The organism is Methylobacterium sp. J-048, from assembly GCF_022829515.1.
GTDB lineage: Bacteria > Pseudomonadota > Alphaproteobacteria > Rhizobiales > Beijerinckiaceae > Methylobacterium.
In genome coordinates, this window is the sequence record NZ_JAKSYL010000137.1 from 43,889 (window position 1) to 57,393 (window position 13,505).

The window sequence follows — 13,505 nt, forward strand, 5'->3', positions numbered from 1 at the left end:
GCCGGGGTACCGCCCGGCGAGAAGGCGCTGATCAACCGGCGGTGCCCGATCCCCGTTCCGGGTCTGCGCATCCGCCGCAGGCCGATCCCGCGCGGCGTGCTAGAGGGAACCGATGGAGTCCGAACCCGCCCGCGAAAACCTGCCCCCCGCGAAGCGAAGCCTCGTCTTCGTCGTCACCGAGGATTGGTTCTTCGCGTCCCATTTCCTGCCCATGGCCCGCGCCGCCATCGCCATGGGGCTCTCGGTCGCCGTGGTCACCCGGGTGCGGGCGCACCGCGCCGTCATCGAGGCGACGGGCGCCCGCGTCGTGCCGCTGGAGGCGGAGCGGGCGAGCCTCAACCCGATGGCTGCCGGCTACGCGGCCGGGCAGCTCGCCGGGATCCTGAAGGCGCTGAACGCCGACATCGTCCACTGCATCGCCCTGCGCAGCATCCTGGTGGGCGGGACCGCGGCCGCCATGGCCGGCATCCCGGCGCGGGTCTACGCGCTGACCGGCCTGGGCCTGGTCGGCGCACGCAGCGACCGGATCGGACGCGCGGCCCGGCTCGGCCTCAAAGCGTTGATCCGCGGGCCGCTGGCCTCGGCCCGCACCCGCTTCCTGTTCGAGAACCCGGACGATGCGCTGGCCCTCGGGCTCGATCCGTCCGAGCAATCCGTCACGGTGATCGGCGGGGCCGGCGTCGATCCCGACGCCTTCACGCCGCAGCCGCTGCCACCGGCACCGCCGCTCAAGGTCGCCGTGGTGGCGCGCATGCTGTGGTCGAAGGGCATCGACGTGGCGGTCGAAGCGACCCGCCTGGCCCGGAGCCGGGGCGCCGCCATGGAACTCGCCCTGTTCGGGGCGCCCGACCCGTCGAACCGCCGCGCGATCGACGAAGCAACGCTGCGGGACTGGAGCCGCGACGGTGTCGTTTGGCATGGCCCCACCGCGGACGTGGCGGCCGTCTGGGCGGGCCATCACGTCGCGTGCCTGCCGTCCCGGGGCGGGGAGGGGCTGCCGCGCAGCCTGCTCGAAGCCGGCGCGTGCGGCCGGGCGCTGGTCACCACCGATGTGCCGGGCTGCCGCAGCCTCGTGCGCGACGGGATCGAGGGCTTCCTGGTGCCCCCGGGCGACGCCCCGACCCTGGCCGACGCGCTGGTCCGCCTGAGCGGCGATCCCGCCCTGGTCGCGAGCCTCGGCGCGGCGGCCCGGACCCGGATCGAGGCGGGCGGCTTCACAGAGGCGGCGGTGACCGATCAGGTCTGCGCCGTGTGGCGCGACCTGCTGGACGCCTGACCATGCGCGCCCCGGACGATCCGCTCGGCTTCATCCAGGCCCACACCCGGCTGCTGCCGGTTCCCTATGCGCCGGAGATCCACCTCCAGGTCGCCGACGAGGCGACCGAACTCTGGCAGAAGACCGAGGACGAATTGCAGGAGATCGGCCTGCCGCCGCCGTTCTGGGCCTTCGCCTGGGCGGGCGGTCAGGCGCTGGCCCGCTACATCCTCGACCATCCCGAGATCGCACAAGGTCGCCGGGTCGTGGATTTCGCCTCGGGCTCGGGCCTCGTGGCGATCGCAGCGGCCCGCGCCGGCGCACGGCACGTGATCGCCAGCGACCTCGACCCGTTCGCCGTCGCCGCGATCGGTCTCAACGCCGCGGCCAACGGTGTCGCCGGCCTGATCGATCCGGTCTCGACCGACCTCCTCGGTACGGTTCCAGACGCCGATCTCGTGCTCGCCGCCGACGTGTTCTACGAGCGCGACCTCGCCCGGGCGGTGACCGGTTGGCTCATCGACCTGCAGGCGCGCGGGCTCACGGTGCTGATCGGAGATCCGGGGCGGACCTACCTGCCGCGCGAGCGCCTCGAATGCCTCGCGAGCTACGCCGTGCCGGTGTCTCGGGCGCTGGAAGACGCCGAGATCAAGCAGAGCCACGTCTGGCGGTTGCACGGTTGAGACGGTGGCCCGGCCATGACGTGTCCAATCGCTCCAGGCGGTGCTGCGAGGCTTCAACCGCGGCCGGAATGCGTTACGTTGCTGCCGGACCGAGATGTGCGAGGGGCACATCGATGCGAGTCGCCCTCCGGCGCTCCGCAGGCTCGAAGTTTTTGCGCGTCCCGCCGGGCGCAGTCAGCGGCGGAGTCATTCCAGTGAGCGTCGAGTCGTGAGCGTCAAGCCGAGCCTTCCCCGTGTCGTCGCCTTCTCCGGGAGCGCCAAGCGCCCCTCGCGGACCCGCGATCTCGTCGAAGCGGTCGGCGCCGAACTCGGGCGCCTGCGCCGCATCGACCTGACGGTCTACGATCTGGTCGAGGCCGGCCCGGGCATCGGCGCATCGCGGCGCGAGGATCTGCCCCCGCCGGCGGCACAGCTGATCGCGGCGATCGAGGGAGCGGACGCCCTGATCGTCGGGACGCCGGTCTACCAGGGCGGCTATGCCGGCCTGTTCAAGCATGTGTTCGACTTCGTCGATCCGGCGCGGATGGCGGGCATGCCGGTGGTGCTCACGGCCACCGGCGGCGGCCTGCGCCACGCCCTCGTCGTCGAGCACGGCCTGCGGCCGCTGTTCGGCTTCTTCGCCGCCCATGTCGCGCCGACCTCGGTCTATGCCGGCCCCGACGACATGGCCGACGGGCGCATCACCGACGCGACCGTGGCGGCCCGCCTCGCCATGGCGGCGGTGGAACTGGCTGCCTTGCTCGACGTGGCCAGGGTGATCGACGCCGGCGCGGCTGCTTGAGGCGGGCGCGACCAGCGTTTGCAGCCAGCCCGAAGCGGTTCTACACCGATGATCTGGTATCGTTCTAAACCTGATCGCGTTCGGCGTCGGTTCCCCAGCGCCAGTTCGTTCAGGTCCGCGGTGGACGATGCTCATCCGCGAGGGATCATGGCAGGCTCAAGCATCACGGCCGGCAAGAAGGCGGGGGCGCCGCTGCCCGCCACCTACGTCACGGCCTCGGGCCTGCCGCGCTATCATCCGGTCTCGCAGGCACTGCACTGGGTCACGGCCGCCCTGGCGTTGGCGGTGCTGCCGCTGGCCTGGGTAGCGGTGAGCCTGCCGCCGGCGCCTCTCAAGGGCAACATCTTCGTTCTGCACAAGTCGGTGGGGCTGACGATCCTGGCGATCGTCGTCCTGCGGATCGTCTGGCGCATGATCCGGCCGGCGCCGGCCGATCCCCAGGCGCCGCGGCTGCTGACGCTGATCGGCCGCGTCAACCACTGGCTGCTCTACGCGATCTTCCTGATCATGCCGGTCAGCGGCTACCTGCTCAGCGCGCTGTCGGGGCGGGACACGCCGTATTTCTGGCTGTTCACCGTCCCGGGCCTGACCAAGGACGAGGGCGCGCAGAAGATCGCCGAGTCGATCCACCTCGTCGGGCAATGGTTCGTCTACGCCCTGGTGCTGCTGCACGTCGCCGGGACAATCTGGCACCTCGTGATCCGCCGCGACGGCCTGCTGGAGCGGATGCTCCCGGTCCAGGACGGACGCGGATCCAGGTAGCTCAGTCGACCCGGCGCAGCACGAAGGTTGTGCCGACCTCGGGCTCGCGCCGCCAGCGTCCGTCGCCGCTCGGCACCAGGTCGATGGTGTGGCCGCGCTTGGCGGTGAGCGTCATGCGACCGTTGGCGTAGCGCCAGCGGACGGGATCGAACACCTCCAGGCCGCCGTCGTGGCAGCCCGGGACGACATGGACCCCGCCGCCGGCCCCGTCGAGGGTGATCCGGCAGGTGTCGCGCTCCTGGAAGCGGTCGAGGGCGTAGACGCCCGGAGCGGGACCGGGCGCCGCCGTGGCGGTCGCGGCCGTCGTGCGCTGCAGCTCGGACGGTACGGCCGGCGCCGTCTGGAACGCGGACGGCGCGGGCGCGGTCTCGACCCCGGCGAGATCCGGCACCGCGACCGCGGCCGGGCGCATCGCCGCGATGTCGAGGGGCACCAGACTGTAGGTCTCGCCGCCCTCGGTCTTGGCGACGAGGCTGCGCTGGTCCGGCCGCCGGACGAATTCGAGGATCGGGCGGACGTTCCGGTCGACGAGGCGCACGCCCCGGTCGCTGAACAGCCACCCGGCGACCCCGCCCACCATCGGCAGGGCGCGCCGGCAACCGGCCGGGAAGTTGACCCGCTGGCCGGCCTCGCCGTTCTCGATCCGCAGGGTCATCACGCAACGGCGATTGGTGCCGTCGCGGGACAGATCCCAAGTCCCGGGCACCTCGCTGAGACGCTCGGGCAGGCTCGGCGGGGCGGGAGGCGCCGCGGGGGTCGCGATCGGGGGCGCGGCGAGCGTCCCCGGATCCAGGAGGCTCGGCTCGGGCGTCGTCGCGGGGGCGGCGAAGTCCTGCTGCGCCGCCGCCGGCCGCGGGGTCAGGGCCAGAGCGGCGAGCAGCGCGGCCAGTGCAGGTCTCACGCGGGCGGGCTCCAGGGTGTCTCGGAAACGGGGGTCAGCGGGCCGCGGCCCTCGAACCACGACAGCACGTTGTCGACGACGAGCTGCGCCATGGCCGTGCGGGTATGCTCGGAGGCGGAGCCGACATGCGGCAGCAGCACGGTGTTGTCGAGGGCCGCGAGCTCCGCCGGCACGTGCGGCTCGTTCTCGAACACGTCGAGCCCGGCTCCCAGGATCGTGCCGGCCTGGAGCGCCGCGACCAAAGCGGCCTCGTCGACGAGGCTGCCGCGGGCGACGTTGATTAGGATGCCCTCGGGCCCCAGCGCCTCCAGGATGGACGCATCAACCAAGCCACGAGTGTCGTCGCCTCCGGGCGCAACCACGATCAGGATATGGACCGCCCGCGCCATGCCGATCAGGCTGTCGTGGTAGGTGTAGGACACGTCCGCCTTCCGGCTGCGGCCGTGATAGTCGATCGCGACGCCGAAGCTTTCGAGCCGATGGGCGATCGCCTTGCCGATCCGGCCGAGCCCCAGGATGCCGACCCGCCGCCCGCGCAAGGAGGCGGTGAGCGGGAACGGCGCCTTCGGCCAATGGCCCGCGCGCAGGTAGCGGTCGGCCTGCGGCAGCCGCCGGACGGTCGCCAGCACCAGGCCGACGGCGAGATCGGCGACCTCGTCGGTGAGCACGTCCGGCGTGTTGGTGACGACGATCCCGCGCCGATGCGCCTCGACGGCGTCGACGGCGTCGTAGCCCACGCCGAAATTCGCGATCAGCTCAAGCTTCGGCAGCTTGTCCATCAGGGCCGCGTCGACCTGGCCGCCGACGCAGAGGCCGCGGATCCGCGGGCCGATCTCGGCGAGCAGCGCCTCCGGGTCCGCGGCGCCCGCGAGCCGGTGCACGGTGAACCGCCCCTCGAAGGCAGCCTCGACCAGGGGGTGCATCTTTTTGAGGAGCAGGATCTCGGGCGACGCTTCGGGCATCTCACACTCCCTTGTTTTTGAACGGCCGCCGATGCGGCTGGTCACGCTCGACCCGGCATAGGGCCAGGACCCGGTGCGGCGCCAGCCACGTCCCTCGCCCGGCCGTGACATCCGGGGGTTAAACGCCGAGCGGCTAAGTGACAGTGTGAAGACTTGCCTCTTCCGAAAACCGTGCGCGATGCCTACTAAGGAACCCGCCTAATCGCGAGAGCTCTGCACCGATCCCATCCGAAGACGAAAACCGATGACCAGCCCGCGCACCCTCTACGACAAGATCTGGGACGACCACGTCGTCGATGTCCAGCCGGATGGCACCAGCCTCCTCTACATCGACCGGCACCTCGTTCACGAAGTCACGAGCCCGCAGGCGTTCGAGGGCCTTCGCGTGGCCGGCCGCAAGGTCCGGCACCCGGAGAAGACGCTGGCGGTGGTGGACCACAACGTCCAGACCTCCGACCGCTCGAAGGGCATCGACGATCCCGAGAGCCGGACCCAGCTCGAGGCGCTGGCCGAGAACGTGCGCGACTTCGGCATCGAGTTCTACGACGCCCTCGACCGCCGCCAGGGCATCGTCCACATCATCGGCCCGGAGCAGGGCTTCACGCTGCCCGGCCAGACCATCGTGTGCGGCGACTCGCACACCTCGACGCACGGCGCCTTCGGGGCGCTCGCGCACGGCATCGGCACCTCGGAAGTCGAGCACGTGCTCGCCACGCAGACGCTGGTGCAGAAGAAGGCCAGGAACATGCGCGTCACGGTGGACGGCGCGCTGCCGGCCGGCGTCGGCGCCAAGGACATCATCCTGGCGATCATCGGCGAGATCGGCACCGCGGGCGGCACCGGCCACGTGATCGAATATGCCGGCGAAGCGATCCGCGCCCTCTCGATGGAGGGCCGGATGACGATCTGCAACATGTCGATCGAGGGCGGCGCCCGGGCCGGCCTGGTGGCGCCGGACGCCACCACCTACGCCTACGTCAAGGACCGCCCGAAGGCGCCCAAGGGCGCCGCCTTCGACAAGGCGCGGGCCTATTGGGAGAGCCTGCTGACCGACGAGGGCGCGTTCTTCGACCGCGAGGTCTGCCTGGACGCCGCGAGCCTGCCGCCGATCGTCAGCTGGGGCACCAGCCCGGAGGACGTGATCTCGGTGCAGGGCCGCGTGCCGGATCCGGCCGCGATCGCCGACGAGAACAAGCGTCAGTCGAAAGAGCAGGCGCTCGCCTATATGGGCCTGACCCCGGGCACGCCGATCACCGACATCACCCTGGACCGGGTGTTCATCGGCTCCTGCACCAACGGCCGGATCGAGGACCTGCGGGTCGTCGCCCAGATGGTCGAGGGCCGCAAGGTGCACGAGAGCGTCTCGGCCATGGTGGTGCCGGGTTCGGGCCTCGTGAAGGCGCAGGCTGAGGCCGAGGGCATCGACCGGGTGCTGAAGGCCGCGGGGTTCGACTGGCGCGAGCCGGGCTGCTCCATGTGCCTCGGGATGAACGCCGATCGGCTCAACCCGCTGGAGCGGTGCGCCTCGACGTCGAACCGCAACTTCGAGGGCCGTCAGGGCCATCGCGGGCGCACGCACCTGGTCTCGCCCGCCATGGCGGCAGCCGCAGCCGTCGCCGGCCGGTTCGTCGACATCCGGGACTGGCCGCGCGGCTGAGGCTAGAAAGGCTGAAATCGCGATTGACGGACCGGGCGGGTCCGCATAAACGAAGCCGTCGCCGGCCAAGGCCGGCGGCGAGCCCAGGTGGCGGAATTGGTAGACGCGCTGGTTTCAGGTACCAGTCTTGCAAGAGGTGAAGGTTCGAGTCCTTTCCTGGGCACCATCAGCCGCCTAAAGCGCTGATCCGCACAACACGTTTTCCCTGACTTTCATAAGTGATCGGCTTCGGCAGCCGGTCCAAGTCGTCTTCGGATCCCTGTCGATCGAAGCCGCCAATCTCCCTTCGCTTCCAGCTTCGCGCGACCGAGACCTGTTAGAGCAGCTTCGCGCGCCGTATCTCAGGATCGTTCGCGCGCGCAGACGGCGGAACCGTCGTTCGGCGAAGGGAGCCGGATCCCCCGTTGGGCCGAAGGCGAAGCACGCCGGAAGGAGAATCACAGGATGACGAAATTCTCCGCGACGCTCGCTGCCGCGCTGCTCATGGCCGCGTCACCGGGCCGGGCCGCCGATGCTCAGCCTCAGGTTCATGTGGACGAGGGGGACCTCGCCGAGAAGATCGTCGGAACCTGGGAGCTCATCTCCTACCACGTCGAAGACAAGGCGACCGGATCGCTCATCGATGCGATGGGCAGCGCGCCGCGGGGTCGGGTGATCTTCACCAAGGACGGCTGGGTCGCGTTCAACCTCGAAGGCACCGACCGCAAGCCGGCCGAGACCGATGCCGATCGCGCCGCGCTGATGAAGACGCTGGTCGCCTATATCGGCCGTTATCGGATCGAGGGCGACCAGTGGATCACGCAGGTCCAGACCGCCTGGGCGCCGGAATGGGTCAACACCGAGCAACGGCGGACGATCACGATCCACGGCGACGAGGCGGACGTGACGACGCCCTGGCGCATCATGCCCAACTGGGAGGCCGGGCGCCTGTCGCGCAGCATCATCCGCTTCCGACGCGCCCGATAGTGCCGGCCCATTCATGCCGCGCGCAGGCGCGCCGCGCGTCCGGGCCTGGTGCGTGTTAGCGGATTGTCCAACACCACAGATTGTTCTTTCAGACCTCATCCTCTAAGAGGCGGGCAGCAACCCGTCGGCCGAACTCAGCCAGCGTGTTTTCGCTGACGGCGGTCGCCGATGTCGGAGTCTGATCGTCGCTCTATTCGGCGTTGCCGTTCCGAAATTGGCCCTTGGTTAATAGAAAACGCTTCGACCCGGGACCCGGCTTCTGAAAGCTGCTTTGGGCAGCAATCATGGAGCCTTTACAGCCGATAAACAAAAAACGATCGCACAAGACCGATCGATCACTTGTTAGAGTGCCGCATCACCTGCGGGGGAACGTTCTGGAAGGCTGGACGCGCGGGTCTCCCGATCGTCTTGATCCGACGCCTTCTGTACCGGGTGGTGGCAGCCGCGCATGCCCGGTACGCAACCGTGAGATTTGCCGATGCGTGCCGACGACACCAACAAGCCCCGGTCCGAGCGCGCGTCGCAGGCCACGACCGCCTTCAGCCGCCGGCAACTTCTCGGCACCGCGGCGACCGGGCTCGCAATGGCGTCGCTGCCGAGCTCCCTGGCCTTTGCCGACAGCGCCGACGGAAAGGTCGACGTGCTGCTGATCGGCGGCGGCATCATGAGCGCGACCCTCGGCGTGTGGCTCAACCAGCTGGAGCCGACCTGGTCGATCCAGATGGTCGAGCGTCTGGACCAGGTCGCCCTGGAGAGCTCGAACGGCTGGAACAACGCCGGCACTGGCCACTCGGCCCTCGCCGAGCTGAACTACACCCCCGAGAAGAAGAACGGCCAGGTCGAGATCGCCAAGGCGGTGGAGATCAACGAGGCGTTCCAGGTCACGCGCCAGTTCCTGGCCTCGCTGGTCAAGACCGGGGTGCTGAAGAACCCCCATTCCTTCATCAACTACACCCCGCACATGAGCTTCGTCTGGGGTGCCGACAACATCACCTACCTGAAGAAGCGCTGGGAGGCGCTGAAGGCCAGCCCGCTGTTTGCCGGCATGGAATACTCGACCGATCCGGCGCAGCTCAACAAGTGGGTGCCCCTGATGATGGAGGGGCGCGACCCGAAGCAGAAGGTCGCCGCCACCTGGACGCCGCTCGGCACCGACGTCGAATGGGGCGAGGTCACCCGGCAGTACGTGTCGTATCTGCAGGGCCAGCCGAGCTTCAAGCTGAACCTCTCGACCGAGGTCGAGGGCATCACCAAGAACGCGGACGGCTCCTGGCGGGTCACCTCCCGCAACACCAAGGACGGGTCGCGGCGCAACGTCGACGCCAAGTTCGTGTTCATCGGCGCCGGCGGCGGCGCCCTGCACCTGCTGCAGAAGTCGGGCATCCCGGAGGGCGAGGATTACGCCGGCTTCCCGGTCGGCGGCTCGTTCCTGATCAACGAGAACCCGGACGTGGCGACGCTCCACCTCGCCAAGGCCTACGGCAAGGCGTCGGTCGGCTCCCCGCCGATGTCGGTGCCGCACTTGGATACGCGCGTGCTCGGCGGCAAGCGCGTGATCCTGTTCGGGCCGTTCGCGACCTTCTCGACCAAGTTCCTCAAGGAGGGCTCGTATCTCGACCTGCTCAGCTCGACCACGACCAGCAACATCTGGCCGATGGTCCGGGTCGGCGTCGACGAGTTCCCCCTGGTCGAGTACCTGGCCGGCCAGCTCATGCTGTCGGATGACGACCGGATCGCGGCCCTGCGCGAGTACTTCCCGAAGGCCAAGAAGGAGGAGTGGCGCCTCTGGCAGGCGGGTCAGCGCGTGCAGATCATCAAGCGCGACACGGACAAGGGCGGCGTGCTGAAGCTCGGCACCGAGATCGTCAACGCCAAGGACGGCAGCATCGCCGCCCTGCTCGGCGCCTCGCCGGGTGCCTCGACGGCGGCGCCGATCATGCTGCAGGTGCTCGAGAAGGTGTTCGCCAAGAACGTCGCCACGCCCGAGTGGCAGGCCAAGATCAAGCAGATCGTCCCGAGCTACGGCACCAAGCTCAACGACGATCCGGATCGGGTCGCTGAGGAATGGGCCTATACCAGCGAGCAGCTGCAGCTGCCGGCCCCGCCGCAGATCGACAAGGCGGCGCTCAAGGCCGTCCCGACCAGCAGCACGGTGCTGAACAGCAGCAACACCGCCGTCCCGGCGCCGGTCCACGATCTGGCTCCCTGAGCCGAACCGGTCCCGGGTCTCCCGCGCTCGCGCGAGGCTCGGGGCCGGCCTCAGCGGGCCGCGTTGCCGGTGAGGTGGAGCCAGCCGAAATCGACCGGATAACCGAGGCCGTGGAGCATCTTGACCCGCTTCCACGAGGCCGAGCGGGCCGAGACCGCGTCCTGTCCGGCCTCGATCTCCGCGGATTCCATATCCTGAAGTTCGCGGGTCAGTTCCTCGCGCAACCCCGTCGCCTTCATGGCGCCGAGCGCCGCGGTGAACGCCTGTTCGGTGACTCGCACCTGATCGCAAATCTGACGCACGCTCATCCGTCCTGAGCCCTCTCGCACTTCGGTTGGACTGCTGTTTTGCAGTCTCGGCACGTTAGCATCGGCGGCATGAACTTCGGCCGTACGTCTTTGGTGCAGACAGATTTACTGTCCAATGTGGTAAAGCCGGACCGCTACCGCAGTGGGAGAGACCGGAGGCGACGCGTCGGGCGAAACGGCCGGCGCCAGGTTCGCTTTCGTCCAAACGTCCGGCGCGGGTCCAGGATGCCGGACGCGGGATCATCCTTCTGAACGATCCGGGGCTGAACGGCGGCCCCGATCGCGACCAGCGCCGCCGATCCAACCAGGGCGATGATCGCCGCCCCCCAGAAAAGACTCTCGAACATCTGATACTTCCGATCGCATGTCCTGATATAGGCCCGAAGTCTGATCTAAATTGCGGCAAAATCTGGACAGTCCAGTTTATTTTGCACAGTCATCAGTATCGGCGTGGCTACCGGGCGGACATGCCGAAACCAGCAACCCGAAAGCCGCTGGGCGCGTCCCCACCGTCTGGCCCGGTTGTAAATTTTACGAAGCGTTCATCTTACAGGTGTCCCCTGGCCTCGTCCGGATGCCGATCCAAGCCTCCGGTGGACCACGCCTCGGTGGACCACGCCTTCTTCGACGGGCCGAGGCCCAGTCCGCAGGACAGACCGCGAAACCAAGGATACGCACGTGATGCCGCGCGAGACCGAGACGACCACCCGAGAGCCGATCATGGAGCTGTGGCGGATCCTGGCCCTGGCGCTGGTCGTCGCCGCCGGGATGCTGTTCGTCCACTTGGTCGTGCCGGCCGAGGCCGAAGCCTCCGGCGAGGCCGCCAGCGCCGTCACGACAATCCGGTAGCCGGCCTTCCCGGCCGATCAGGGGGGCTGGGGCCAAAGGCTCGCCGGGTCCAGGGACAGGCTATCGCCGGCGAGGTCCATCGGCGTCAGGCCGATCAGCACGGCGACCGCGAGGATTGCAGCGGCCAGAACCAGGACGACCGCGACCCGCTCGGGATCGATCCGGGCCGATTGCAGCACGGCGCACCCGACCGTGAAGGTCGCAGCCTCGGTCAGCGGGAGAATCTGCACCATCCCCATGCCGGACGGCCCGGAAACGCCGCTATTCGGTCCCTGCCGGTTTCAGACCGGTCGAGTCCAGGGCGGCCGTGGCGGCCCGGATGTCGCGGCGGGCCTGTGCGATGGCCGCCGCCTTCGCGTCTCCCTGCGCGTTGAGCGCCTCCAGGAAAGCGATCCAATCCGCGCGCACCGGGCTCGGGATCTTTTCGTCGAGTTTCTGCCGGAGCAGGGCGACCCGGCCATCCGGGGTGGCGGCGGACGGCGCCGCCTGGTCGGTATCGTAGACGCCGACCGCGCACATCTGGTCGCCGGCCTTGGTGTAGTACGTGGTCTTCGGCTCCTCGATCGTGCTGCCGGGCTTCGGGAACAGGTAGTGGATCACCGCGATCTGCCCGGGCTTGGCCGTATCCAGCATCGTCTGGATGAAGTGGTTGCCGGTCTTGTCGTGCAGGTCGCGGACGTCGTGCCCCTTCAGGATCGGGTTGGGATGGGCGCTCATGACGCCGTCCGGCCCCACGCAGAACACGTAGGTGTCGGCGGTGCGGAAGCCGTTCGCCCCCGTGGTGAATTCGGTCAGCGCTTTGGCGGGATCGGCCTGAAGAGCCCGGCCGACGCGCCCGAGCATCCAGGAGGCGAAACCATTCGGGCTCGGATCGTCGCAGGAGGTCGGCGCCTCGCCATCACCGCACGCCAGGGCGACCGTGGATGGCTGGACGGCGCACATCAGTGCAGCCGCCAGCAGCGCTGCTCGCAGAGCCATGCGACGCCCCCGAAATCAATATAATCATTCCGATAAGGGGGATAGAAAACCGGATCGATTGATTATGCAAGCGCGCATTGTTGTCGCCACGTGCCGGACTGGCCGCGACGCAGCGCAGGAAGAGGCGCAGCCGCATCGGGCGCCGGACCCGCGCAGGGTCCGGGCGGCCTACTGCATCGGCAACGGCAGTGCCTCGACGGCGATCTCGCCGATACCCCGGGCGGCCAGCGAGGCGCGCAGCGGCGCGGTCAGGCAGGTCCCGGCCGTGAAGGCACCGTGCACGGTCCCGTCATGGTCCGCATCGCGCCGGGCCGGGCCGATCAGCTGGACCACCCGCCGGGCGATGGCCGGGGCCGGATCGATCCAGGTCACCGGCCAGGGCGCGAGGGCCTCCAAGCGCGGCAGCAGCAGCGGGTAGTGGGTGCAGGCGAGGCAGACCACGTCGGTGCGCCGTCCATTCGGATCTGTGACGAAGCAGGGCGCGATCTCGGCGGCCAGGGCCGCGTCGTCGATCGGCGTGCCGGCGAGTTCGGCCTCGGCGAAGCCCGCGAGATTCGGCGAGCCGATCAGCGTGACCGCGCAGGATCCGGCATAGGTCGCGATCAGGTCGTGCGTGTAGGAGCGCGCCACCGTGCCGGGGGTGGCCAGCAGCGAGATCAGGCCCGAGCGCGTCGCCGCCGCGGCCGGCTTGATCGGCGGCACCACGCCGATGAACGGGGTCGCGAAGCGCTGGCGCAGGGCCGGCAGGACCAGGGTCGAGGCGGTGTTGCAGGCGATGACGACCAAGTCGGGCCGGTGCGTCGCGAGGAGCTGCTCCATCACGGCCAGTACCCGGGCGACCAGAGGTGCCTCGCCGAGCCGGCCATACGGGAACGCGGCGTCGTCGCCGGCATAGACGTAGCGCCCGTCGGGACGCGCCCGGCGCACGGCATCGAGGACGGTGAGCCCGCCCAGGCCGGAATCGAAGACCAGGATGGTGGGCTCCGGCGATACGCGGAATGCCGCGGCGGACAAGGTCGCCCCGGCCATCAGATCGATCCGCATGGAAATTCTGGACTCCGCACTCAGCGCCTCGAATCTCGGTGTCGAGGGTTAAGACCTCCTCACTGCGGCGCAAGAAAGACCCGCGATCCCCGATTCTCCCGGTTAACCGCGGCAGCCGCACCAGCGAATAAGCGGATCGGCCTGGGCGAA

General features: G+C 69.3%; 14 protein-coding genes and 1 tRNA gene. 9 read left to right on the forward strand and 6 right to left on the reverse strand.

Annotated features, from left to right (window positions below):
• Positions 1–112 precede the first annotated feature (112 nt).
• From MKL09_RS12820 to MKL09_RS12835, 4 genes are all read left to right on the forward strand, one after another.
• Complete coding sequence (locus MKL09_RS12820; RefSeq protein ID WP_244020601.1) at positions 113–1,276, forward strand: glycosyltransferase family 4 protein; 1,164 nt, start codon at positions 113–115, stop codon at positions 1,274–1,276.
• 2 nt (positions 1,277–1,278) lie between these two features.
• Entirely contained in the window at positions 1,279–1,938 is a 660-nt protein-coding gene (locus MKL09_RS12825) for a class I SAM-dependent methyltransferase (protein ID WP_244020603.1), read from the forward strand.
• A 208-nt stretch (positions 1,939–2,146) separates the two neighbouring features.
• On the forward strand, positions 2,147–2,719 hold the full coding sequence (locus MKL09_RS12830) for an NAD(P)H-dependent oxidoreductase (protein WP_244020605.1): 573 nt from the start codon (positions 2,147–2,149) through the stop codon (positions 2,717–2,719).
• Positions 2,720–2,866: 147 nt separating this feature from the next.
• The gene (locus tag MKL09_RS12835) at positions 2,867–3,481 is read left to right on the forward strand and encodes a cytochrome b (RefSeq protein ID WP_244020607.1); all 615 of its coding nucleotides are present in this window, start codon (positions 2,867–2,869) and stop codon (positions 3,479–3,481) included.
• 1 nt (position 3,482) lies between these two features.
• Here MKL09_RS12835 and MKL09_RS12840 read toward each other — a convergent pair whose 3' ends face one another.
• Together MKL09_RS12840 and MKL09_RS12845 are read right to left on the reverse strand one after the other, a co-directional pair.
• Positions 3,483–4,382: an AprI/Inh family metalloprotease inhibitor gene (locus tag MKL09_RS12840; RefSeq protein ID WP_244020610.1), complete on the reverse strand. Its 900-nt coding sequence runs from the start codon at positions 4,380–4,382 to the stop codon at positions 3,483–3,485.
• Complete coding sequence (locus MKL09_RS12845; protein WP_244020612.1) at positions 4,379–5,344, reverse strand: 2-hydroxyacid dehydrogenase; 966 nt, start codon at positions 5,342–5,344, stop codon at positions 4,379–4,381. Before MKL09_RS12845 ends, MKL09_RS12840 begins: the two co-directional genes overlap by 4 nt.
• Before the next feature lie 244 nt (positions 5,345–5,588).
• On the opposite strand from MKL09_RS12845, the gene leuC reads away from it, so the two are divergent.
• The 4 genes from leuC to mqo all read left to right on the forward strand — a co-directional run bounded on the left by leuC (position 5,589) and on the right by mqo (position 10,176).
• Positions 5,589–7,001: a 3-isopropylmalate dehydratase large subunit gene (gene leuC, locus MKL09_RS12850; RefSeq protein ID WP_244020614.1), complete on the forward strand. Its 1,413-nt coding sequence runs from the start codon at positions 5,589–5,591 to the stop codon at positions 6,999–7,001.
• A gap of 81 nt (positions 7,002–7,082) precedes the next feature.
• A tRNA-Leu gene (locus MKL09_RS12855) sits at positions 7,083–7,167 on the forward strand.
• Between the two features lie 278 nt (positions 7,168–7,445).
• Entirely contained in the window at positions 7,446–7,967 is a 522-nt protein-coding gene (locus MKL09_RS12860) for a lipocalin-like domain-containing protein (protein WP_244020616.1), read from the forward strand.
• A gap of 478 nt (positions 7,968–8,445) precedes the next feature.
• A complete protein-coding gene (gene mqo, locus MKL09_RS12865; protein ID WP_244020618.1) occupies positions 8,446–10,176 on the forward strand; it encodes a malate dehydrogenase (quinone) in 1,731 nt (576 codons plus the stop codon).
• Positions 10,177–10,226: 50 nt separating this feature from the next.
• On the opposite strand, the gene MKL09_RS12870 is transcribed toward mqo, so the two are convergent.
• Complete coding sequence (locus MKL09_RS12870) at positions 10,227–10,457, reverse strand: hypothetical protein (RefSeq protein ID WP_244020619.1); 231 nt, start codon at positions 10,455–10,457, stop codon at positions 10,227–10,229.
• Positions 10,458–11,165: 708 nt separating this feature from the next.
• Here MKL09_RS12870 and MKL09_RS12875 point away from each other — a divergent pair.
• Positions 11,166–11,333 carry a hypothetical protein gene (locus MKL09_RS12875; RefSeq protein WP_244020620.1) on the forward strand — a complete coding sequence of 56 codons (168 nt, stop codon included), beginning with the start codon at positions 11,166–11,168 and terminating at the stop codon, positions 11,331–11,333.
• 17 nt (positions 11,334–11,350) lie between these two features.
• On the opposite strand, the gene MKL09_RS12880 is transcribed toward MKL09_RS12875, so the two are convergent.
• From MKL09_RS12880 to murI, 3 genes are all read right to left on the reverse strand, one after another.
• Positions 11,351–11,566, reverse strand: a complete 216-nt coding sequence (locus tag MKL09_RS12880) for a hypothetical protein (protein WP_244020621.1) — start codon at positions 11,564–11,566, stop codon at positions 11,351–11,353.
• A 28-nt stretch (positions 11,567–11,594) separates the two neighbouring features.
• Positions 11,595–12,311 carry a cache domain-containing protein gene (locus MKL09_RS12885; protein ID WP_244020622.1) on the reverse strand — a complete coding sequence of 239 codons (717 nt, stop codon included), beginning with the start codon at positions 12,309–12,311 and terminating at the stop codon, positions 11,595–11,597.
• A 168-nt stretch (positions 12,312–12,479) separates the two neighbouring features.
• The gene (murI, locus tag MKL09_RS12890) at positions 12,480–13,355 is read right to left on the reverse strand and encodes a glutamate racemase (protein ID WP_244020623.1); all 876 of its coding nucleotides are present in this window, start codon (positions 13,353–13,355) and stop codon (positions 12,480–12,482) included.
• Positions 13,356–13,505: the final 150 nt, after the last annotated feature.